The 22447-nt window shown below is 41.3% G+C and carries 18 protein-coding genes; 3 read left to right on the top strand and 15 right to left on the bottom strand.

Features of this window, described 5'->3' with window-relative positions:
* Window positions 1-66 precede the first annotated feature (66 nt).
* From BMW98_RS12105 to BMW98_RS12060, 10 genes are all read right to left on the bottom strand, one after another.
* Window positions 67-1611, bottom strand: coding sequence for a M20/M25/M40 family metallo-hydrolase (locus tag BMW98_RS12105; RefSeq protein WP_090258848.1), 1545 nt, complete (start codon window positions 1609-1611; stop codon window positions 67-69).
* 68 nt (window positions 1612-1679) lie between these two features.
* Window positions 1680-2138, bottom strand: coding sequence for a nuclear transport factor 2 family protein (locus tag BMW98_RS12100; protein WP_090258847.1), 459 nt, complete (start codon window positions 2136-2138; stop codon window positions 1680-1682).
* A gap of 1 nt (window position 2139) precedes the next feature.
* The gene (locus BMW98_RS12095) at window positions 2140-2505 is read right to left on the bottom strand and encodes a VOC family protein (RefSeq protein ID WP_090258846.1); all 366 of its coding nucleotides are present in this window, start codon (window positions 2503-2505) and stop codon (window positions 2140-2142) included.
* An 87-nt stretch (window positions 2506-2592) separates the two neighbouring features.
* The gene (locus BMW98_RS12090) at window positions 2593-3213 is read right to left on the bottom strand and encodes a DUF4136 domain-containing protein (RefSeq protein ID WP_090258845.1); all 621 of its coding nucleotides are present in this window, start codon (window positions 3211-3213) and stop codon (window positions 2593-2595) included.
* A 231-nt stretch (window positions 3214-3444) separates the two neighbouring features.
* The gene (locus BMW98_RS12085) at window positions 3445-3816 is read right to left on the bottom strand and encodes a DUF6265 family protein (RefSeq protein WP_262501605.1); all 372 of its coding nucleotides are present in this window, start codon (window positions 3814-3816) and stop codon (window positions 3445-3447) included.
* A 155-nt stretch (window positions 3817-3971) separates the two neighbouring features.
* Window positions 3972-4478, bottom strand: coding sequence for a signal peptidase II (gene lspA / locus BMW98_RS12080; RefSeq protein ID WP_090258843.1), 507 nt, complete (start codon window positions 4476-4478; stop codon window positions 3972-3974).
* Window positions 4479-4581: 103 nt separating this feature from the next.
* Complete coding sequence (locus BMW98_RS20710) at window positions 4582-4887, bottom strand: type II toxin-antitoxin system RelE/ParE family toxin (RefSeq protein ID WP_090258842.1); 306 nt, start codon at window positions 4885-4887, stop codon at window positions 4582-4584.
* A complete protein-coding gene (locus BMW98_RS12070) occupies window positions 4887-5135 on the bottom strand; it encodes a hypothetical protein (RefSeq protein ID WP_090258841.1) in 249 nt (82 codons plus the stop codon). The genes BMW98_RS20710 and BMW98_RS12070 overlap by 1 nt, the downstream gene beginning before the upstream one ends.
* 66 nt (window positions 5136-5201) lie before the next feature.
* A complete protein-coding gene (locus BMW98_RS12065) occupies window positions 5202-6533 on the bottom strand; it encodes a sensor histidine kinase (protein WP_090258840.1) in 1332 nt (443 codons plus the stop codon).
* Window positions 6523-7893 (bottom strand): sigma-54-dependent transcriptional regulator, encoded by a 1371-nt coding sequence (locus tag BMW98_RS12060; protein WP_090258839.1) that lies wholly within the window; start codon window positions 7891-7893, stop codon window positions 6523-6525. Before BMW98_RS12060 ends, BMW98_RS12065 begins: the two co-directional genes overlap by 11 nt.
* 173 nt (window positions 7894-8066) lie before the next feature.
* Here BMW98_RS12060 and BMW98_RS12055 point away from each other — a divergent pair, with 173 nt between their 5' ends.
* Both BMW98_RS12055 and BMW98_RS12050 read left to right on the top strand, forming a co-directional pair.
* On the top strand, window positions 8067-10481 hold the full coding sequence (locus BMW98_RS12055; protein ID WP_090258838.1) for an ABC transporter permease: 2415 nt from the start codon (window positions 8067-8069) through the stop codon (window positions 10479-10481).
* A 22-nt stretch (window positions 10482-10503) separates the two neighbouring features.
* Window positions 10504-12906 (top strand): ABC transporter permease, encoded by a 2403-nt coding sequence (locus BMW98_RS12050; protein WP_090258837.1) that lies wholly within the window; start codon window positions 10504-10506, stop codon window positions 12904-12906.
* A 102-nt stretch (window positions 12907-13008) separates the two neighbouring features.
* On the opposite strand, the gene BMW98_RS12045 is transcribed toward BMW98_RS12050, so the two are convergent.
* The 4 genes from BMW98_RS12045 to BMW98_RS12030 form a co-directional block, all read right to left on the bottom strand.
* Window positions 13009-13476 (bottom strand): DinB family protein, encoded by a 468-nt coding sequence (locus BMW98_RS12045; RefSeq protein ID WP_090258836.1) that lies wholly within the window; start codon window positions 13474-13476, stop codon window positions 13009-13011.
* A 269-nt stretch (window positions 13477-13745) separates the two neighbouring features.
* Complete coding sequence (locus BMW98_RS12040) at window positions 13746-16277, bottom strand: DEAD/DEAH box helicase family protein (protein ID WP_090258835.1); 2532 nt, start codon at window positions 16275-16277, stop codon at window positions 13746-13748.
* Between the two features lie 4 nt (window positions 16278-16281).
* Window positions 16282-18294: a DNA methyltransferase gene (locus tag BMW98_RS12035; protein ID WP_090258834.1), complete on the bottom strand. Its 2013-nt coding sequence runs from the start codon at window positions 18292-18294 to the stop codon at window positions 16282-16284.
* Window positions 18291-19250: a 5'-nucleotidase gene (locus BMW98_RS12030; RefSeq protein WP_090258833.1), complete on the bottom strand. Its 960-nt coding sequence runs from the start codon at window positions 19248-19250 to the stop codon at window positions 18291-18293. Before BMW98_RS12030 ends, BMW98_RS12035 begins: the two co-directional genes overlap by 4 nt.
* Window positions 19251-19948: 698 nt before the next feature.
* Here BMW98_RS12030 and BMW98_RS12025 point away from each other — a divergent pair.
* Entirely contained in the window at window positions 19949-21430 is a 1482-nt protein-coding gene (locus tag BMW98_RS12025) for an alpha-L-fucosidase (protein ID WP_090258832.1), read from the top strand.
* 206 nt (window positions 21431-21636) lie between these two features.
* Here the strand turns inward: BMW98_RS12025 and BMW98_RS12020 are convergent, their stop codons facing one another.
* Window positions 21637-22437, bottom strand: a complete 801-nt coding sequence (locus tag BMW98_RS12020) for a DUF3050 domain-containing protein (RefSeq protein ID WP_090258831.1) — start codon at window positions 22435-22437, stop codon at window positions 21637-21639.
* Window positions 22438-22447: the final 10 nt, after the last annotated feature.

Here is a 22447-nt window from a genome sequence, read left to right as displayed (position 1 = left end):
TATTCCATAAAAAAGCCCTGCAGCTATAAGTTGTAGGGCTTTTTTATGTTTGGCAGATGAGTAAGACTAGTTGCCTCCGTTTCTGTTAGGGTTTCTTGGGCTTGGCCACTCTCTTAACTCACCAGTACGTGGGTTCAATGGCAATACAGCTCTGTCCCGTGGGAACGTCTCAGGATCTTCTGAAGCCATGTAAGTTAAAATGGCAGTTAAGATCACGTTGCTTTGCACATCGTCAAACACAATTTTGTCATAAGTGTCGCGGTTGGTGTGCCAAGTATAAGAGAAGTAGTCCCAGCTAAGAGAGCTTAAGCTAAAGCCAGGCGCGCCAGCTGCCACGAAAGAGGCGTAATCCGATCCGCCACCACCCGGAGTACCAGGGAAAGTAGTTTCAATTTCGCCTTTGATCTCACGAGGAACAGGCTCCATCCATCGCTGCAAAAACTCATATGCATGCAAAAATCCTTGTCCGCTCAAACGAACCACTCTACCGGTTCCGTTGTCTTGGTTGAAAAGCGCCTGTAGGCCATCAACAACCTCTGGGTTATCTTGTACAAATGAGCTAGAACCATTTAAGCCTTGCTCTTCGCTACCCCAAAGACCAACCAAGATGGTACGCTTAGGGTTAGGGTAGAGCTTCTTAAGAATTCGCATGGCTTCCATCATCACCAATGTACCTGTTCCGTTATCGGTTGCACCAGTTCCACCATCCCAAGAATCGAAGTGGGCAGAAAGAATAATATACTCGTCTGGTTTTTCGGTTCCTTTGATTTCGGCAATTGTGTTAAAAGTTGGCACCTTACCAAGGTCTTTAGAAGTAGCTTCTACACGAATAGTTGGTTTATCGTCATGCTCTACCATTCTGAAAAGCGTGCCATAGTCTTCCAATCCAATGTCTATGGTAGGAATACTTTTAGTTCTTGCTCCAAAAATTTTGTTTACACCAAAGCCTCTCGACCAGTTTGAAATAAGGATTCCGGCAGCGCCAGCCTCTTCCAATACTGCTGGCAACTCACGCGAGTTGTAGCCTGTACTTCTAATTCTATTATTCCATTCGCCTAAAAGCTCGCGTCTTTCGGCTTGCATTTTTTCAATAGAAGCTTCGGTTCCGAATTTCTCCCAGTTGTAGTCAGGGCGACCCGTTGGTTGTGCCGGATCGATCAATACGAATTTACCTTTTACGTTTGGTAACCAAGCCTCAAAAGCTGCTTTGTCGGCTACATCAGGAATCATGGTAACCTCAGCAGTTACTGCTTTTTTCATATTTGGGCTCCACGCAAGCTGCATAGCCTCCAAAGTTTTTACACGTGGCTCAATTAGGTCAACGTGCGTAATGCCACGTTCCCAGCCTTGCCATTCGCCCCACTGCTCATTACGTGCTTCAATGCCCCAGTCGGCATATTTGTTTACAGCCCAATCGTGAGCGTTTTTCATTTGTGGTGTACCCACCAAACGAGGACCGTTTTTGTCTAACAGCTCGTAGGCAAGCTCTTTCAATTGCGAGTTTTCTTTCGCCTCTTTAATCATGTTGTCGATTACATTCTGATCTTGCGCAATACCCAATAGGGGCAAGAAGAACGTAGCAACAACCATTAGTGTCGTTGTTTTTTTCATTATTGGTTTTATTATAGTCGACCCGAATTTAGCGACTCTTTTTATGGTGAGACTAACCGATGGTGTAATCACAAGGAGGACTCGTAACGCGCGAGCAGCTTGTTGGTCTGGGCTTGAAGTTTCTTTCTGAAGAAGCCGGTTCCACCTAGCAAAAAGCCTTGAATGCCCATGGCCTGAGTGGCCCATTTGTGTAGGTTGAACTGATCGGTGTGTTCGATAATCAGGCCGTCTTTAAACGCAAAAGTGGCGTCTATCTTGTTATGGACCTTTCTCTCTGTTTTGCTAAAAATGTATTGCGCTTCCCAATGGGCTGAATGGTCGGTGATGCGCGAAAACTCAACTTTTAGGCCTTTGTCTTTCTGGTTGGCGCATAACATTCGCCACATATTTGCAGCGTGGGTTCCTTTAAGGGTGCCAAAAGCAGGGTCTGTAAAGACCACATCTTTGTGATAGCAGGCAGCCATGGCTTCTGCGTCTAGTTGTTGAAATGCCGTGTAAAATTGAGTGATGAGTGCTTTGCTATCCATATTATGCGTCTTGCACAATAAAGATAGCGTTCTTATTTAAGTCGTAAAAGCCAAATTCGTGGGTGCCCCAAGGGGTGTGCATATGAAGCTTTTCTTTATCGACAGTTCCCCGTGTAACAAATTCGTCAAAATAGGGCTTAATATCGTTTACAAAGATTTTTATTACCGAGCCACCAAGTAATGGATCTTCAGGTGTATCGGCATGCCATTGTAAGTGAATAAAGAGGTTTCCTCGTTTTAGAACTGCGTATTTTCTGTCGGTGCTTTGTACTTCAAAACCGGTAAATTTATGATACCACGCCATATCGCGTTGAACATCGGCACTGGGTAGTACCGGCTCAATTTGAAGTAGGGTTGGAGTCGACATGAAAACAAAATAATAAATAAAATGCAATTAACCTCTGTTAATTGCATTTTATAATAGTAATAGGTACGTTTTAACAACAATCGCACATTATTTACCTTCAATAAAGCCGTCTTTTACCATTTGTCTGTAAACACTTCTCGCTATTTCTTCAATGGTTTTATCCACCTTGGTTGGATTAACAGTCGAGCTTATTCCGGACCAAACTAGTTTATTTTCTTTGATTGAAAATACCTGTGTTTCAATTGAATAGTAGGTGTCGCTTCGGTAATATCCTGGGTCGTAATACGCACCCCAATAAGGGCCGTGAAAAGCCCAGTATCCACCTGTATATGAGCCTGGCACATAAGAGTCTTGCTGTTCTTTGTTCAGCAGTCGCATGGTCATAATGGCATCGTACTCGCCATCACTTATCTTTCTTCTCAGTACGTCCTCATTGGCAATGGCTGTTTTACTTGCGAAAATATTGTACGAAGGGTAGAGCTTGTCGCTCATTGATGCGAGCTTGTCTTCGGCCACCCTGCGCTGGCCTTCGCTGCTGCTTTGTACTGCTACTAATACTTTATCCCAGTTTCTCGGATTATCAGTAAAGTCTGGATCTTTCCAAGAGTTAATAAGGCTTGTGGAAGAGCAGGAGTAAGCGAAAAGCATTACCAGTGAAAAAGTGAATAATCTGGACACTAGTGTTTGTGGTTTTGTGTTCTGATGCATAGGTTTAGATTGTTTGCTTCTTTAAAGTATTCAATTATTTGTTTAAAAAATAATTTTCAACCGGAATGTCTCAAACCAAAGAATGCCCCAATTGCGCGATGATGATTGACAAGAAGTCGACTGTTTGTCCCATCTGCAAATATGAGTTCCCCAAACAGTCGAAGTTGATTACTGCGGTTGCCGTATTCCTGATTATTCTGATGCTAATGTGGATAATACTTTAGCAAAGTACTAATACCGAAAGTACTTGAATTCAACCTCTTCTGTTTTGCCATTATCGCTAATAACCACATACATATTTAGCTGGTTTTCGGATACAAGTTCAAAGGTAAATTGATCGAAATAGGCCTTGTTTTTTTCGAGCTTAACTAGCGGAAACTCCATGGATTCGTCCTTTTCTTCCCAGCCGATTAAATCGCCATCAAAGTGTTTTAACCTAAGGATTAGTGTTTCGTTTTGCGCTTTGATTTGGCAGAGTTCGTAAAAGGTTACTTTGCCATTGTTCACCAGTTTGAAAGATCCCATCATTGAATCGCCAAATGGGGGCGTCCAAACTTCTTCTATCTGTCCGCCAAAGGCTTCGCCACGCCAAGAGCCAGCAATCCAAGCAACTTGCTCTAATGTTGCTTTGGGCGACTTTGCATCACCTAGTTCAATGGTTTTTTGGGCAAAAAGACTGCTTGCTATAAAGGCAAAGATGAGGGTAAGTAAGTGTTTAATTTTATGCTATAACGAAACACAATTTACAAAAGGGACAGTTAGGCTGCGGCTTTTTCTTCTTGCTTCTTCTTTGGCATGAACTGCTCCAGTAAAATAAGGCCAGTTCCTATCATAACCGATACATCGGCCATGTTGAAGATGCCCGTATGTGCAAATTCAAAGTCCAGAAAGATCATGTCGGTTACTGAGCCATATACAATGCGGTCATACACATTGCCTATGCCGCCACCTACAATAAAGGAAAGCGCCACAACGCTCATCATGCTCAATTCTTTGTTTTTGATCACATAATAGAGCAGCCCGATCATTACTACAGCAGGAAGAATTAGGAGTAATATCACTCTTAAAGTGGGGTGCATTTCAGAACCCATACCAAGGAATGCTCCCGTGTTTTCCACTTTGGTAAGGATAAGGTTTTTGCCAATTACCTCAATGGTTTCGTTGTATTCGATCTGATTACGCGCCATTACTTTGGTAATTTGATCGCAACCAATGTTGGCGAATATTAGAATAAGTACAAGTGCTACCCGAGGGATTTTATTCATGGTAAAAAAATTTCCCCAAAACTAGTTAAAAGCAGGGAAGAACCTAAAGAGTGGAGGGGAAAGTGGTTTGAGCATCATTATTAAATGAAGGGCGATTTAGTAACTAAAACCTCGTTTGATCTTTTATTTTGCCTGGATGCATTCTTGTATCGAAGAGAGTAACGATTGTAACCGAATTGGCATTGAACCTGTAGTAAAAGGTTGTTTGCTTTGTAACTACCATTCTATGTAGACCTTTAACTATAGCCGATTTTTCAGCACTTTCTGGGTACCTTGCTATTTGATTAATAGCTTTATTAAGTTTTTTAATAAAGTCGCTTTTCACTTTATAAGACCAAGCTGTTTCAAGGTAATGAAGCAACTTGTCAAGTTTTTTTGAGGTTCTTTTTGAAAGTCGAACCTCCCTCACTACTTATGTTTTGAGATGAATTCATTGTAATCCACAACATCGCCATTATCTGCTTCCTCAATTCCTTTTAAGATATCTTCTTTTTCCTCTTCAGATAAAGTTGTCCAGAAATCGGAATGCTCTAAGTCTGAGTTGTTACTTGCACTAGTCGACTGAAGAATATCCTCAATAGCCTTTAGTAACTTCTCATTCTTAGTGGTAAGAATCTGATCGATAAGCCTATTTCTCAATGAATCTAGCGTGGTCATAGTTTAAAGGTAAGAATTCTTGGACTAAAAGTGCACTCTTAGATTTTGAGAAACCTGATTCATTAATTACAACCTCACCAAAAAGCTTGTGCCGTTTGTACTGGTTTGGTAAGTGAGCATTCCTTTGTGCAAACTCACTATTTGCCGCGATAAACTTAGCCCAATGCCAGAACCTTCAACCTTGGTGGTATAGAAGGGAATAAAAATTTTGTCCTGAATTTCCTCCGGTATGCCGGGGCCATTATCGGTAACTGAAATGCTTGTTCTACGCATTTTGAGATCGACAGAAACGGTGAGGCTAATTTCACCAGTACTTGGGTCGACCGCTTCACGTGCATTCTTTAACAGATTGATCAATACCTGCTCAATAAGTGGAGGGTCGATATTCAATTCGAAGGCCTCGGGCAAATCAAGTTGCCATTCAATTTGGGTGTCTGTGAGCGATGGCATAAAAAGGGCCTCAACTCTTTTAAAGAAATCGCGACCATCAATTTGTTGTAGTTTGGGCAAGGGAACACGCGCCAATTTTCTGTAAGTGTTTGTAAAATTCAGCAATCCTTGGCTGCGATTTTCAATGGCATCTAAACCCTCAACCATTGTGCTCATTTCTGATGCAGATAACCCGTCATTATTTGCCTTTGCAAGCATTTTTAATGAGCTAGATAATGAAGTGATTGGCGATACAGAATTCATGATTTCATGGGTTAAAACCCTGATTAACTTCTGCCAAGCCATATTTTCGTTGTGGTCGAGTGTGGAGTGTATGTCCTGAAATGATACAATTTTAAAATACTTGTCGCGCAACTTAATTTCTGAAGCCGCCATGGAAAGTTGTCGTTTCTGCCCTTGAATTTCGCCTTCAAACAAAGTTGATTCACCACTTTTTATGGATGTGATGGCATTGAACAGTCGGCTGTCTAGCTTCTTAATAATTTGCAGGTTGATTAGCTCTTGCTTATCGATAAACTTTTTGAAAGCATCGTTCACGAGCTGGATGCGTTCCTGCTCATCGTAAATAATTACGCCCACCTGCATTTGCTCAATAAGCGTAACAATGTAGCGGTATTCCGAGGCTTCGTTAATCGCTCGTTCTTTAAAACGGGTGTTGAGTAGGTTAAAGGATTGATACAGCTTGTTGAAGGTTTTCCCTTTGGTTTCCTCTGAGTATTTAATCGAGAAATCGTTGTTCAGAATGGCCTGAATAAAGTTTTCTGTATCCTTATTCGTTCGGTTGATGTAGTAGAAAAGTGCTAGCAAAACAATCAGAGCAAAGAGGCCGAGGAAAAAGACTCTGATGTAGTTAACCTCGATGAAAGTATAATAAATGAGCCCATAAAAGCTTGTGGCTAGCAGTAGGAGCCGAAGTATTACCTGAAGTTTGAAGTTGCTAAAGCTCATACTTTTCCATTCTGCGGTACATGGCGCCACGGCTCAGGCCAAGTTCGTTGGCAGCATTGCTAATATTGCCCTGGTGCTTTTTAATTGCCGATGCAATGGCCCATTTTTCCAATGATTCTAAGTTCAAATCGTCCGAAGGCCCTTCCGTTACAGGGTTGGTTTCACCGATGCTCAAATCGGCTACATGCAGTTGCTTGCCATCGCTCATAATTACCGCACGCTCCATAGCATGTTGGAGCTCGCGAATATTGCCGGGCCAATCGTATTTCTGGAGTTTTGTCATTACATAATCCGGCACAAAAAGGCCTTTCTTATGGTACTTATTCTTAAACCTTGCCAAAAAATGCTCAGCCAGTAGGGGAATGTCTTCCTTGCGCTCTCGCAGTTCTGGGAGTTTAATCTCAATTGTGTTGATTCGAAAGAGCAGGTCCTGCCTAAACTTGCCGGATTGAACTAGGTCGTTCAAGTTGGCATTGGTGGCACAAACTAGTCGAACGTCAAGCGTTTTCGGTGCATTATCGCCCACGCGCACAACTTGCTGATCTTGGATTACACGAAGTAATTTTGCCTGTAAAGACGCGGCTAAATTCCCTATTTCATCCAAGAAAAGTGTACCACCATTGGCTGCTTCAAACTTGCCGACTCTGTCTGTTTTTGCGTCCGTAAATGCCCCTTTTTTATGGCCAAATAATTCGCTTTCGAAAAGAGTTTCGGTAATAGCGCCCATGTCTACACTCAAAAACACCTCATTCGATCTGAATGAACTGCGGTGTATGGCTCGGGCTACCAACTCTTTTCCGGTACCATTTTCTCCGGTAATCAGTACGTTCGCATCGGTTTGGGCTACTTTTTCTATCTGATGAAAAACAGCTTTCATGGCTTCCGATTCGCCAATAATGTTAGCAAAGGGTGCATCGAGCATTTGGTTGAGCACCGCTTGCTTGCCTTCTAACTTAGTTACTTTTTGAGCGGTTCTATTGAGCTGAAAAGCCGCATTAACAGTGCTCAAAAGCTTTTCGTTTTGCCATGGTTTTACCAAAAAATCGAAGGCTCCGAGTTTAACGGCTTCTACAGCCAAGTCGATTTCTCCATAAGCCGTTATAAGCACTGCGGCAGTATCAGGAGATTGCTGTTTGATCTGTTGCAGGAAATCGAGACCAGCCTGCCCTGAGGTAACTCCGGGCTGAAAGTTCATATCGAGGATAATCACATCGTAATGGTTTTCGGCTAAAGCCGATGCGATTTGTTGTGGGTTGTTGATGCCCCGCACGTCTTCATAATGCTGTTCCAGCAGAATGCGAATGGACAGCATCACATAATTATCATCATCAACAATGAGAATTCGACCTTTTTCTTTCATGACCCGTGTTTAGAATTCCGAAGTTATTGAAAAGTGCCCAAAAATGGGCAATGCTGTTTTAATGCTGGACAATGGATAGTGTATTTTTACTATGGGGTGATTGTAATGTATTGGTTTTCAGTGTTTAGTGGTTTTGGTATGCAAATGGACAGTAAAGGAGTAAATTTGAACTTATGTGGAGAAACTACCTGATAACAGCTTACCGAAATTTATTGCGAAACCGTATTTACGCGGCAATGAACATTCTAGGGCTGACTTTGGGTGTAACCTGTTTTTCGATCATTGCGCTGTACTTGCACAACGAAATGGGCTACGACCAACTTCATGAGCAAGCCAGTTACAGGTTTCTTTACAACGAACAAACGGGTAGTGGCGCCAGCCGAACTGCCGGAATTGTAAGCATAGAAACGCTCGATCAGATCGAGGGAAATGTTGCTGGGGTAGAGGATAAAATTATGCTACGCGATTATGGCTCTGGGCCACTGGCTATTCTATACAAAGACGTAAAGTTCAAGTCGAGAAATATGATGTTTGCCGAAAGCGATTTCTTCGACTATTTCTCATTCGAATTAAAAAGAGGTGATGCCAAAACTGCTTTGGCAGACCCTAAAGGTTTGGTGATTACCGAGTCGGCCGCTAAGCGCATTTTTGGAGAAGCTAACCCAATGGGCGAGACTGTGAAGTTTTTGGGTAATTATGTGTTCACCTTGCAGGTGACTGGGGTAGTGGAAGATCCTAAGCAATCGCATTTTAACTTTGAGTTTTTGCTGCCATTTGAGGTGAAAGACGACCGTGGTTTCGAGGTGATGCGAGGTGGTTTTAAAGGCTCTATGTACGGGTATTTTAAACTTGCTGATGGTGCCCAACCAGAGCAAGTAGCCGCGGCTGTAAAGGATTATTATTTAGACTATTACAAAGACGATGCAGGGACTTTGGAAGCTTTGCAGCGCGAAAGCTATACATTCCAGTCGGTTTATGATATCTACTTCGATTCTGGCCATGTTACGTTCGATGAGAATTTTAACAAAGGCAATCTTCAGAATACGCTCATTTTAGGGGCAATAGGCCTATTTATCCTTATAGTGGCTTGCATGAACTACATAAATGCAGCTACTGCCAAAGCCTTGAATAGAAGACGGGAAATTGGCGTGCGAAAAGTGTTTGGAGCATTCAAAAGGCAGTTGATTATACAATTTATGAGCGAGGCTTTTATGGTGAGCCTTTCGGCTATTTTATTGTCTGTTTTGCTTACCGATGTACTGCTGCCACAGTTTCAGTTATTGATGGGCAAAACTATGCCTATTTCATTGCTCGAAAACCCTTTCTATTTGCAGCTTTTACTGGGCTTATTGGTGGCGGTAAGCATGCTTTCTGGTTTGTATCCGGCCTTGATTATGAGTGCTTTCAAACCGGTAGAAGCATTCAATTCACACCATTCAAAGAGCTTTTTTAAGACCAATAAGGTGCGTTCATTTTTAGTGGGTTTTCAAATTATGCTCACCATGATGCTGATTAGCGCAGTGGTGTTGGTGATAAAGCAAACGCATTACATTAACAACCTCGATTTGGGCTTTAATAAGGAAGATGTGCTCATTATTCCCAACAATTCTGATAAGGTAAACCAAAACCTTCAAACCTATAAGAATGAATTAATGCGGAACCCAAATGTTTTGGGCGTGGCCACTTCTATGGATGTGATCGGTTTTCAGTACACCAACAATTCCGGATACGTAACGGTAGATGGCCAGCCGAACGATGAGGGCACTTTGGCTACCTACTTTACCACCCAAATGGACTTTATGGAAATTTACGATTTGGATATTGTAAATGGCCGTGCATTTAACCCCGAATTGAGTACCGATAGTACTTCAATTATAGTGAATGAAGCTTTTGTAAACTCCATAGGTTTGAATGATCCGCTAGGGAAAAAGGTGCGGATTTATGGTCCAGAATCTACTCCAAAAGCGATTATCGGAGTGGTAGAAGATTTCAAGTTCCAGTCGATTCATAATAAGGTAAAGCCTGCGTTATTCCTGATTCATCCACGCGCTAACTGGTTTATGTCGGTTAGAATTCAGTCGGGTAGTGGGGCAGAAGTGGTGGACTATGCCCGTAACCTTTGGGAAGAAATGGACTCGGTTTATCCGTTCGGCTATATGTTTTTGGAAGACAACATTAACGCCTATTACGATGAAGAACAGCGCATACAGTCCGCCATAGAGGTGTTTGCCGTAATCTGCATCATTATTTCGTGCCTTGGTCTTTATGGTATGACGGCCTATGTGATTGAACGAAAGATCAAAGAAATAGGCATTCGCAAGGTGCTCGGAGCGCAGGTGAAATCGCTGGTATGGCTGGTAAACCAAAAGTTTGTACAAATATTTTTGGTGGGCACTTTAATCGCTATTCCAGCAGTGTATTTTTCAATAAGCAAGTGGCTCGAAGGCTTTGCTTACCACATAACAATTGGGGTTGGTAGCTTTTTAATTGCAGGTATTATAGTGCTCTTGGTCATCATTTCTACAGTGAGCATTCAAGCTTTTAAAGCTGCGCTAAGCAACCCAACCAAAACATTAAGAACAGAATAAGGTCAAACTCAAATAATCAACCATGTTTAAAAATTACTTTAAAATAGCACTGCGTACGCTGGTCAAAAATAAGGGCTACGCATTTATCAATATCCTAGGGCTGGCCATTGGAATTGCCGGAGCCACGCTTTTGCTCACTTTTGTAAAAGACGAAGTCAGCTTTGATAAATTTCATACGAAGTCCGAGCGAATTGTACGTCCGCTTACCATTCAAACCAACTTGGAAGAACCACGGTATTATGGTTCTAACCCCATGATTTACGCCACCACGCTGGCCGAAGAAGTGCCTGAAGTAGAAACGCAGGTGACTTTTTACCGATATGGCGGGCAAATCAACTTTACCTTAAATGGAGAGAATTATACCGAAAGAGATTTCTACTTCGTGACGGAAGACTTCTTCAAAGTATTTGATTTTAAGCTGCTGAAGGGAGACAAGGAGACGGCTATTTCGGAGCCAAAATCGGTAATGATTTCGCAGTCAAAGGCCATTGGGCTCTTTGGTACCGATGATGTGATTGGGGAGACCTTAGAGACTCAGGGTGGAAACGTGAAGATTACCGCTGTTATGGAGGATATACCCGATAATTCGCACTTTTTTGCTGATTTACTATTTACCGAACTTTTGCCCGCTCAGTTTATGGAGCGCATTCAAAACTCATGGACAGACTTTAATTCTACATCGTATCTTTTACTAAGGCCTGGTACTAAGGTGGAAGATTTTGAAGCGAAGGCACAGGCTGTGGCTTTGGAAAGAATGCCCGAAAACTTTGCCCAAATGGTTCGTTTCGAAATGCAGGCATTGGAAGATATTCATTTTAACTCTGCGCATATTGAATCGGATATAGCCAGATTTAAAAGCGATAAAACGTATAGTACGGTATTCATTTTTATAGCCGTATTTCTGGTGCTCATTGCTGCGGTGAATTACATGAATTTGGCAACCTCAAAAGCAGTCTTTCGGGCCAAAGAAATTGGAATTAGAAAAGTGGTTGGCGCTGTGCGCAAGCAGCTCATCTTTCAGTTTTTAACCGAATCGCTGATTATCGCATTTGTAGCGCTGCTTATCTCAATCGGCCTTACCGATCTTACCATGCCGTTTTTTAATGATTTGACTGGCAGGAATTACGAGTTTAGCTGGGCTACTTTGCTTACTTACAGCGATACATTGCTGCTGATTACGTTGGCCATTGGCTTGCTTTCTGGCATTTACCCAGCACTATTTATGACCAACTTTAAACCTGTGGCCGTGCTAAAAGGCGAGCAGGTAAAAGGTGGTAGTTTTAATGTGCGCAAGGCATTAGTGGTTTTTCAGTTTGTACTTTCCACTGTGCTGATGATCTCCACTTTTGTGGTGTCTAACCAGATGAGTTACATCAAAGAACGCAACCTCGGTTTCGATAAGGAGAACCTGCTGGTAATTGATATTAATAATGGGGATGTGCGTCCTGTGTTCAAAACCATGAAGAACGAGTTTGCGCAAATTCCCGGAGTGGAAAGTGTGGCTGTGGCTTCGCGAATTCCTGGGGAATGGAAGAACATTTCGCGTGTAGGGGTGAATATGTACAATTCCGCTGGCGCACCGACCGACTCTACCGAGGTTTACTATATGAGTTTTGACCCGACCATGTTGAGCACGTTTGGCTTAAGCTTGGCCGAGGGTGAATTTTTTGGAGGGAATGATGCGTCTGACAGTACAAAAATTTTACTTAATCAGGCTGCTGTAAAGGAGTTTGGACTGGAAAACCCTGTAGGCAAGCAGATAGAATTGCAAGTAAGTGAGGGGAAAGGTAAATACACGGTGATTGGCGTGTTTGAAGACTTTAACTTTCAGTCGCTGCATGCGGAGATTGAGCCGCTGATTGTAGGGGCTTGGAATAATCGCGCTTCGGTTATCGATTATTTTATCTTAAAAGTGAATGGCAATACCAGCGAGGTAATAGAGCAGGCTAGGGCCGTGCATGCCAAATTCGATAGGCGCACAGTAATGGAGTATCATTTTCTGGACACCATGCTGGAGACTTATTATGAGTCGGAGCAGCAAGCCAGCGTGATTTTTAAGGTAGGAGCAGGGCTGAGTATTTTTATTGCTTGTTTGGGGCTATTTGGCTTGGCATCTTTTACGGTAGAGCGCAGAGTGAAGGAATTGGGCATAAGAAAAGTGCTTGGCGCTAGCGAATGGCGATTGTTCTATATGCTCTCTAGCTCGTTTTCTAAACAGGTATTGGTGGCATTCATAATGGCTTGCCCTATTGCCTATTACGTAATGCAAAGCTGGCTAGCGAACTTTCAATATAGGGTTGGTTTGGGAGTAGGTGCCTTTGCAATAGCCGGTTTGGCTACACTACTGATTGCCATTATTACGGTAAGCTACCGCTCTATAAAAGCTGCCAACTCTAACCCAGTGAATTCTCTTAGGAGCGAGTAGAATAGTTTGACTTTTAAACCCTGTTGGCATAGCCAGCAGGGTGTTTTGGATGGGGGAATGGCCTTTGCTATAGCCGATGTTAGCCATAGTGTTTCTTGTTTTTTAGTCCCATATCGCTGGGGGAGTAATTTTCATTGCTCTCAAATATGAAAGAAATTGCCCTGCATGAACAGATTCATGATACCCAATTCGTAGTAAATATTTTCCAAGTAATTTTTTTTCTCCATTTCCGGGGTGAATAATTTCTTTTTCGTTTAATTCTTTATCCGAAAACTGACGAATGCTTTCTAAGAACGTATTTCTATAGGGTGCAGCAAATTTAAGTTCATCAGTAACGCTAATAAATGGTCGGTTTTTCCAGGGCGTTTGAGAATTTGAAATGCTCCCATTATTGATTATCAAATTCCATCCATAGTCAGCTTCCAAAACATGTCTTACCATTTCTATGGCAGTCATTGCTTTTTCATCAGGTTTCCAATCATTACAGCTCTCAGGAAGACCACTCCAAAGTTTTATGCTTCTTCTCCTAATCTCTGTAAAGTTTAAAATTATGAGTTCGGATTGAGTCATTTTGTTTGTTTTCGATGATATCGTTTTTACATTATTGCCAACGGTCTCGGCTATGCGTAGTGCGGGATTTCAAGGCACTTCACTTTCCGTTTAGTAGTTAGTCTATTTAATGGAATTGCTTTCATATTAGCACTTAAACCCGCATTACGTATAGCCATTGTTGGGCAATCGTGCTTTATTTTCTTTCGTTCGTGCGTAGGGAAAGACACACTCTTTGACAAGCTTTGGCTGGTGCGGTTGGCTTGAGCGGCTTTGAAGTGTTGACATTTCTATTCGTTTAATGTGCTTTCCAAGGTTGTCTTGAATTCATTTTCATTCGCGTAGTTGTAAAACGGAACCGCAGTTATCAAATACTTGTCTGTGTGTATTTCGATGGTTTTCTTTTCAGTCCTTATTTCTTCCAAAAAGTCTTCTTTCCATTTGTCTTTAGCGATAAAACCGTTTCCTTTTGGTTCTATGAAGACTTGAAAAGTCAATTGATCGCCATCTCGTTGTTTACAGAACAATAGAAAGTCAGGTTCAAAGGCTCGGCCTTGCTTGTCGAAGATTTTTAATTCTCGCTCGTTGCGAATCAGATAGATATTCTCAAACTTTTGATTCAGTCCTTCAAAGCGTCTAGAGAAGAGTTCAACGAACTGCTTTTCTTCTGATGTTCCGTAGTTGGCATTGTAAACATACCAAGGTTCATTTGCTACTAAGTCTTCTTGTCCATTGGCACGTTCATCGTATTTGTTTACTCTGATCTCTTTGTCCTTGAATACTTCGTGAACAGGTTTTTTGATGTAGTTTGAACCTTCGTATTCGGTAGAGCTATTCTTGATTTCCGATTCGATACTTTGCAATAGTCCGCTCAAAGCTTGCAAATAATCGAAATTGCTGATGGTCTTTACTCGATCAGGTGTTCCGCGGAAAGTTATCTCTAATCCTGCTAAATAGTCTTCCCCGTCTATGAAGTCGGATAGCGACTCAATGTTTGGGAAAAATTTGGTCAAATGGTCAAAATGGAAAAACGGAAACCGACTTAATGCGAATCGAATTGTATGTTTTGGAATATCCACAAGTTTTACATCAATTGGTTTAATAGAAGCTTCTACCGAAGAAGAAGTATCACTATCTCCAAAACCACGAGACATACTACCAACACCTGATGAAAGTGTGTGACGATGGTTTTGTTTAGCTACTCCTAAATCTGCAAATGACTTTACGTTGTCAAAACTCTTGGGTATTTTCTTATTGAAGAAAACCTGACCATCTCGATAAAAGTCGGTTTCCTTAAACTCAAATTTCAAGGTGAGTTGCTTCTTCACCAAATTCTCATCATCTTCATAAATACCTGAATCAACAAGGGCTTTCTTCAATTCAGAAATGTATTTGCTGTCTTCTTTGGTGTGATAGTAGAGTTCTTCCAACGTTTTTAAGTCATTGGAAACGTCATCATCAAATTTTCGGGTAAACTTGTCCTGACCGTCTTCAATGGTGAATGGATAATACCGTGCTCCACGACCAATTAATTGAGCTTCCGATAAAGTGGTTTTCCCTGGGTTTCCTGCACGACCGTCACGGCCATCATAAAGGCGAACAATATCGAAGAGGTTGAGTACGTCCCAACCTTCGTTGAGCTTTTGAACTGCAAAAATGGCTCGTATCGGATTGTTTTCATCTTCAAGCGTATTCAGTAGGATTTGGTTTTTCTCCGCTTCTTTATCATTGTTGGCGCTTAGACAATTTTCTTCTCTGAAATTAGATTGGATGCGCTTTACGATTTCCGTGTTTGATATTCCGTTTTGTTCGAAAAACTCAAACGCCTTTTGAACGATACCGACTGTTGAAGTTTTCTGAATTTTTTCGATCTGACCTTCTGAGAAGTTCTCAATAAGCTTGTGAAAATTGGCTTTGTTCTGTTCTGATTCCGCTATGGTTCGCTTTGCCTTAAAGAGAATAACAGGCTTAAGATTCACATTGTGTGATGTAGCTAATTCCTGTCGATAAAGATTAAGTATTAAGGCTTGGATAATCCGTTCCTGCTCATCATAAAGCGAGCGAATCAGATTGATTTCTTTGGAATATTTGTCAAGTCTGAACTGGGCAAGGTCGTATTTATAAATGACCTTATCCTGATACTTCTCAACAATCTTTTGACTTTCATAATCTAAAGTGGCTGTAAATTCTAAAAGGATGTTTTCAAAATTCATCTGGTGGATTTTCTCCACTAAATCACCCCAAACATCTGCGTTATTGTGGTGGGCTTCATCGCCAATCAAAACCAATTTACGGTCTTCAAAATCTTCAAAGCTCAATCCATTTTCTCGAACATTCAGGAGCAAGCCTGAAGTAAGCATCTGAATGGAAACAAACTTGATGTTGATATTTCTGTCATCGGCTTCATCAAAGTTGTCGATCTCCTTAATCAATACTTCTTTGCCGTTAATGACGATCTTGTCAGTGAAGAGGTACTTTGAAGCTTGCGGATTGAGAAAGTTCTCCTTGGTTTTCTGAATAATGTTATTGCTGTTAACGAAAAACAGGAAGTTGCGATAACCTTGTTCATATAGATGCAAGATTAAGCCTGCCATCACCATCGTTTTACCACTACCTGTAGCCATGTTGTAAAGCAAGTGTAATGGCTTTTTTGGTTTTTCGTCAAAATCTTCCTGCTCTGTGTATAGGTAGCGCTTAAATGCTTCTTCCTGATAAGTACGAATGCTGTATTTTAAATTATCGCTAATTCCATTTGGAATAGGTACTTGTGCTAAAGCCTTTCTCGCAAATGGGTTGTTGAATATTTCATAGAGAAATGCCATTTGTTTAATCTTTTATTTGGTAAAAATCTTTGGTTATTGCTTTTTCTTCATCTGTGCATTCAAGGTTTTTGTCATCGATTGAAGATAGATTTACATAAAGCTGATTTAAGTCTAGCAGCTTGAGCAATAGTTGCTTTTGATTTTCGAGTGAATCTGCCTTGAACGCTTCCAAATTCTTTTCTTGTTCTTGAATATCCACATTGTAATCCAAGAAACTCTTCTCTTTCATTTGCTTCCAAATTTCTTGAAGTGCTTTCGTGTCTTTTGCTTCTTCGATTTGGTCGATGAAAATCTGGTTATATTTCTTGAGTTCTAGATATATAAATGATCCGCCACCTTTCCAATCAATTACTTTTGAAATACCTGTTGTATCTCCATTGATTACGTTCTTCAAGCGAACCGTACTGTCATTTTTCCCATAATCCAATTGCTCAACACCGATAAACTGACGTCCTAACTTATGCGCAACTGCGCAAGATGTACCACTTCCTAAATGATAATCTAAGACGATATCATCTTCATCAGTACTAATTTCAATTATCCGTCTTAGTAGTTTTTCAGGCTTTTTGCCGTTCTTTAGTTTAACACCACCTTCTTTTGATATGCCATTATAGGGAATGTCAGCCCATAGATTTGTCAGCGGTTTAGAAGGTGTTTCTTCACCGTCAATTTCTCTAACCTTATTGGAGTAGAAATAGATTTGACGTCCATCCTTTATGAAAATATCATCCTTATCTCGTTCAACTTTGTAAATCTTACCTGAATTATCTTTTGATTTATCTCGAATTTCTACTATTTCTTTTGCTGCATCATTGGCAATGGCTGTAGCCTGAAATACTCTTTCTCTATTTTCAAGAGCATATTTTGCAACGATACTTTTAAAAGCATCATGTCCTAATTTTTTATTGGCATCCCGAGTATCCTTATAGCCATTTTCTTTTGCCAAGTAGTCAAACAAACCAACAATCTCCCAACTTGAAAAATCATCTTCATAATTTAAAATAAGCTGATTATAGCCCGAATCATATTCAGATGCTACATACTGTATCTCATAATTATATGACTGTTTATGTTTAGCATAAAGTAGGATGTATTCTGTTTGAGAATAAGGTGAGGGGTTAACAGTTTTATGTCCTGACGGGTCTGAAGTTTTGACAGCGATCACATTTAAAAAGTTCTCCCTGCCAAAAACATCATCACAGACAACTTTTAAATAGGAATATTCTTTGTCATCAACATTAATAAAAATCACACCATCTTTTGTCAGGAGTGATTGAGCAACGGATAATCTATTCTTCATGAAAGTAAGCCATGTAGAATGATTGAAATTATCATTGTATCGAAAACTATCGTTACCTGTATTGTAAGGAGGATCGATGTAAATAAGCTTAACCTTCCCTGCAAACTCTTCTTTGAGTGAATGCAAAGCCAAAAGGTTATTTCCTTTGATAATCAGGTTGTCTGTGATAGTATCTTCGGGTAAACCACGTTTCTTGTTAAGCTCAGCGTCTCTGTTAAACCCTTCCAAAGGTTTTTCTCCGTTTTTATCAATGCGTTTAGCATTGCTCAGCACTTTAAGTTCAAGCAGCTGGGTAATTTCATCTTGTGCCAACACTTCATTAAAGAAAATTTCTTCACGGTTTTGTTCTTCACGGCTTTGTCCGCCTTCCAATATGCAGTCTTTAAAAGGCCATACCAAAGCCACTTCGTTGCGTTGTTTTAGATATTTTCCGTCAATGGTCAGTCCAACCTTGTTTTTATATTGGGTATAGCTGTCGTTCAGATAGTTCTTCTGTTCCAAGAATTGGCTGAACAGATTTTGGTTAAAAACCAAGGTGTCTTTAACCTTCACAAAAAACTTCTCTTTCAAGTCAGCATTGTCGAGCAGCAAACCTATGAGTTCTTTATCAAAATTCTGGGCTTTGTTTAGCACTACCCATTTTTTCAATTCTCCGTCATCGGTTACAAAATTGGGTTCTTTCTTTAGTTGCTTTTCGAGTGTTTCGTATAATTTCATTTATCGTCTTTTGGCTTGGTCAATTTTGATTTTGAATTTAATTTTTGCAAAGGAGAATCAGAAGCATAAGGCACTTTTCCCGAAGGAACAAACTTTGATGAATCGGTCAGGTGTACTTCTTGGTCGTCAAAGAAGATGTGAGCACCAAATGCCTTGAGAACATTATCTTTTGAAAGTCCACCTAAAAAGTAGGCTTCATCAACATAAACACCCCATTTTCTAAGGGTTTTAATAACTCTCATGTGTGAAGGAGCATTCCTGGCGGTAACAATTGCCAATCTTAAAGGTGAAAGTTCTACGGATTCAGGGAGTTCTTCCTGAATTTTGGAAAGTTTAATCAGCAACTTAGCAAATGGCCCTTCAGTCAGTGGATCATCTTCGTGTTCCTGTTCATACTTATGAAATGCTTCGATTCCTTCCGTCTTGTACCTGTGTTCAGATTCGTCCGAAAACAAAACAGCATCTGCATCAAACGCCATTTTTACACGGCTATCTGTAGGTTTAAATTCGGATGGTGGCTCGTAAATGAATGCAGCAGGACTTTTCTGGGAATCAATTACCGTTTGCACATCTTTCAAATCCTTGCTAAGGAATAGGTTAATGTCAAAAGCATCAATGTAAGGTGATAATGGTTCTCCACCACTAAATGCCATTCTTGTAATATCAAGCTCGTATTTGTGAACAGATTTCATGATTCTCACACCTGTCTCAGGGCTATTGCGAGACATGACAACTACTTCAACGATTCTCTTTTTAGCGTTTTGATTTAGATGCAGTAAACTTTGAACCAAATAAAATGCGGTTCCTGGTTCAAGTGGCTCGTCTTCGTGTTCAAGTTGAAACTTGCGATAGCCTGTTATTCCTTCCGTTTCGAATATTTCATTTTCCTTCTCAAGATTGAAAAGTGAACGGCTTGAAACTCCGACTACTAATATGTCCGAAAAATCTACTGGCATTTTGTATTTTTTGTCATCGTCAAATTTAGTTTTATCATTCTGTTTCTTCGTCTGTGCGCTGGCTAAAAAACAGTCTCTTTTGCTTGCAAAGCGTCAGCCTTTAGCATTGGGGCAAGCAAATGTGCTTGACTGTGCGGCTGGCTTTTTTCGCATGAAGCACAACTCGTTTATATGTGGAACTTCCTAAATAATTCCGCAATAATCAACTTTTAAAATTGGTATGGTATCGGTTTTTATAAAGTTCCGCATATTTTCATTTTGATTAACATGCCATCAATTTTGGTCGTTATTTCGGAAGTCTCCTCAAAAAATAAATGCTAAAAATTAGTAACCTCTTCCAAGCTAAGTTTAAGGTAAGGTCACCTTTATGCTCTTTCATAATCCATTTGAGTGCAGAACCTATTGGCTTGAGTGGTCAAACCACTTGATACTATGAGCAGCCCTTTGATTTCTGTTTAACTGATAGTCAGCAATGGTGCAATATGTTGGGGGGGCTTTCGGTCACTCATTCGCCTAATGGCTCATGAATTTCCTCAGAATGACGGTGTACGTGGGCTCTTGCGGTTCTCTGACTTTGAACTACGAACTAAACCACCCCTCAGTCCCTAAAAGGGATGCCAATGTTTCCTGCACTACAGTATCGTACAGATCAATCAATTCACTATAATGATTATCTTCGGGGAGCTTAAACCTTACAAATGAGAAACTACTTATTAATAGCCGCTATCGGACTACTATTTTTTGCTTGTAAAGAGCAGCCTGCTGCTCCGCCAGAGCCAATTGGTGCTTTGCCAACTGCCCAACAAATGGAGTGGCAAGAAATGCAGTATTATGCTTTTGTGCATTTCAATATGAACACGTTTACGGATATGGAGTGGGGCATGGGCGATGAGCCGCCAAGCAGTTTCAACCCTTCTGCATTGGATACGCGCCAATGGGCGCGCATTGTGAAGGAAGCTGGCATGAAGGGCATTATCCTTACAGCCAAACATCACGATGGTTTTGCGCTTTGGCCTTCTGAGTTTACAGAGCATTCTGTTAAAAATAGCCCTTGGAAGAATGGTCAAGGTGATGTGGTGGCCGAATTGGCCGCTGCTTGTAAAGAGTATGGACTGAAATTAGGGCTTTATCTTTCTCCTTGGGATAGAAACCACGCGGAGTACGGAAAGCCTGAGTATATAACTTATTACCGCAACCAAATGAAGGAACTGCTCACTAATTATGGTGAGGTGTTCGAGTTTTGGGTAGATGGCGCCAACGGTGGCGATGGCTACTACGGTGGTGCCAATGAAACGCGCAATGTGGATAGAGAAACTTATTACGATTGGGACAGCACCTTTGCTTTGGCCAAATCGCTGCAGCCGAATATCGTGATCTTTAGCGATGGCGGACCAGATGTACGCTGGGTGGGCAACGAAAACGGATTTGCCGGAGAAACCAACTGGTCTACACTGAATAAGGCGGAGTTTGCTCCCGGTATAGGACCTTATGAGTTTTTACCTGTGGGGCAAGAAGATGGTACGGACTGGGTGCCAGCCGAGTGCGATGTGTCTATTCGTCCGGGATGGTACTACCACGCAAGCCAGGATACTTCGGTAAAGTCACTATCTCACCTGCTCGATATTTACTACAAGTCGGTAGGTAGAAATGGCAACTTGCTGCTGAACCTACCGGTTGACAGGAGAGGTTTGGTGCACGAAGCCGATAGCGCTGCTTTGATGGAGTTAAAGGCTACGTTGGATGCAACATTTAGCGTTAATCTAGTGAAACAAGGTTCTGCGTCTGCTAAGGATTTGCGTGGCAAAGGCTTTGAACCAAGCTTGGCTGTAGACGATTCGAACGACACCTATTGGGCGACAGAAGATGGTGTAACTGAGGCTACCTTTTTGCTCACTTTTGATAACCCCGTAACTTTTAACAGACTGATGTTGCAGGAATATGTTCCGCTTGGTCAGCGCATAAAGGCTTTCGAGATTTATGCAGATTTGGGTGAAAAGGAGTACAAAAAAGTAGGAGCGGGCACCACGGTGGGTTATAAGCGAATCTTACGAATGGATGAGGTTACAACTACTTCTATTCAGATTAAAATATTGGACTCTAAAGCTGCTCCAACACTTTCAAACATAGGTTTGTTTATGGCTAAAACGGAGCCTCCTGTTGAGAAAAAGACTGCGGAGTAATTAGTTTATTCTCTTATTTGTGTCTACTGGATATCAGTAGAATCAGATTATAAGTGGGAGATATTTCATTTCAAAAACCAATCCTCCCAACCTCCTTCACCAAGGAGGAGTGTCCGTGCAAACAGGGTTGGATAGAATTTTATAGATGTGCCTCTTTTGGAAAAGTGATTTCCTAAAAAGAGGCACATCCCTGTAGGGCTGATGATTTAAGCCAATTCCTCAGAAAGCTTGGTGGTTTTGGTGCAGATTTCTTCGGCAATAGCGTCCCATAAGTAAATGCGCTGTTGCAGTGCTTCTTGCGCAACTTCAATTACCTCTTGCCATTTCTGCTCGTTCTCCCCGCAAAGTTGTGCAATCATTCGCAGTGCCAATGGCCCATGATCGTCACCATCTAGCTCAATGTGTCGGTTTAGGTAATAGGTAAGCTTGCTGTAAGAGGTAGCGGCATCGTTTTCTTCTGCTTGCTTTACAATTGCCAAGAACATATCAGGAATCAGGTCTTCGCGACCAAAAGTAAAGGCAGCGGCTACCAAATGTGGTTTCCCACTGTTGATTACGTTAAACGTGAAGCGCATAAAATTCACTATAGCCGGATCAAGTCTTAGCTTGTAGGCCGCTATATCAACTGCTTCACCCGCACGGATTAGCTCAATAAATTGAGAGATTTTAAGCGTGCTGGCACCGGCTTGGTCCATAGCGTTGAGATACATCTCAAAATGGCTCATATGGTTGCCGTCTTTGTCCTCATCGCTTTCTTCACCCAACACAATTTCATTAATAAATCGCGCAGTTTCTGGTGTATGCGAAGGCACCCAAGGCACAGTAGTGCATGTAAGTTGTATTTGCAGGCTTTTGAGTAGCGACATAAAGTCCCAAACCGCATATACGTGATACTCCATAAAGGTTTGTATGTCCTCTATGGTGCTAAGTTGCTCGTAAAGTTTGTGGTTGTTTAGTTGGTCTCTGTATGGTTGAAGTGCTCTTTCAATCCAGGCGTTCTGCTCCATTTCTACTGCT

Source organism: Roseivirga pacifica, from assembly GCF_900111145.1.
In the GTDB taxonomy this organism is placed as follows: domain Bacteria; phylum Bacteroidota; class Bacteroidia; order Cytophagales; family Cyclobacteriaceae; genus Roseivirga; species Roseivirga pacifica.
The sequence above is the reverse complement of the archived record's forward strand: the minus strand, read 5'-3'. Positions and strand labels throughout refer to the sequence as shown.

Bases quoted from the DNA above. Each gene is read 5' to 3' on its own strand.
- BMW98_RS12105 (WP_090258848.1), bottom strand. From the start codon at position 1,611: ATGAAAAAAACAACGACACTAATGGTTGTTGCTACGTTCTTCTTGCCC.
- BMW98_RS12040 (WP_090258835.1), bottom strand. From the start codon at position 16,277: ATGGCATTTCTCTATGAAATATTCAACAACCCATTTGCGAGAAAGGCT.
- BMW98_RS12070 (WP_090258841.1), bottom strand. From the start codon at position 5,135: ATGACCACGCTAGATTCATTGAGAAATAGGCTTATCGATCAGATTCTT.
- BMW98_RS12055 (WP_090258838.1), top strand. From the start codon at position 8,067: ATGTGGAGAAACTACCTGATAACAGCTTACCGAAATTTATTGCGAAAC.
- BMW98_RS12090 (WP_090258845.1), bottom strand. From the start codon at position 3,213: ATGCATCAGAACACAAAACCACAAACACTAGTGTCCAGATTATTCACT.
- BMW98_RS12100 (WP_090258847.1), bottom strand. From the start codon at position 2,138: ATGGATAGCAAAGCACTCATCACTCAATTTTACACGGCATTTCAACAA.
- BMW98_RS12065 (WP_090258840.1), bottom strand. From the start codon at position 6,533: ATGAGCTTTAGCAACTTCAAACTTCAGGTAATACTTCGGCTCCTACTG.
- BMW98_RS12020 (WP_090258831.1), bottom strand. From the start codon at position 22,437: ATGGAGCAGAACGCCTGGATTGAAAGAGCACTTCAACCATACAGAGAC.
- BMW98_RS12035 (WP_090258834.1), bottom strand. From the start codon at position 18,294: ATGAAATTATACGAAACACTCGAAAAGCAACTAAAGAAAGAACCCAAT.
- lspA (WP_090258843.1), bottom strand. From the start codon at position 4,478: ATGAATAAAATCCCTCGGGTAGCACTTGTACTTATTCTAATATTCGCC.
- BMW98_RS12030 (WP_090258833.1), bottom strand. From the start codon at position 19,250: ATGCCAGTAGATTTTTCGGACATATTAGTAGTCGGAGTTTCAAGCCGT.
- BMW98_RS12045 (WP_090258836.1), bottom strand. From the start codon at position 13,476: ATGACTCAATCCGAACTCATAATTTTAAACTTTACAGAGATTAGGAGA.
- BMW98_RS12050 (WP_090258837.1), top strand. From the start codon at position 10,504: ATGTTTAAAAATTACTTTAAAATAGCACTGCGTACGCTGGTCAAAAAT.
- BMW98_RS12060 (WP_090258839.1), bottom strand. From the start codon at position 7,893: ATGAAAGAAAAAGGTCGAATTCTCATTGTTGATGATGATAATTATGTG.
- BMW98_RS12025 (WP_090258832.1), top strand. From the start codon at position 19,949: ATGAGAAACTACTTATTAATAGCCGCTATCGGACTACTATTTTTTGCT.
- BMW98_RS12095 (WP_090258846.1), bottom strand. From the start codon at position 2,505: ATGTCGACTCCAACCCTACTTCAAATTGAGCCGGTACTACCCAGTGCC.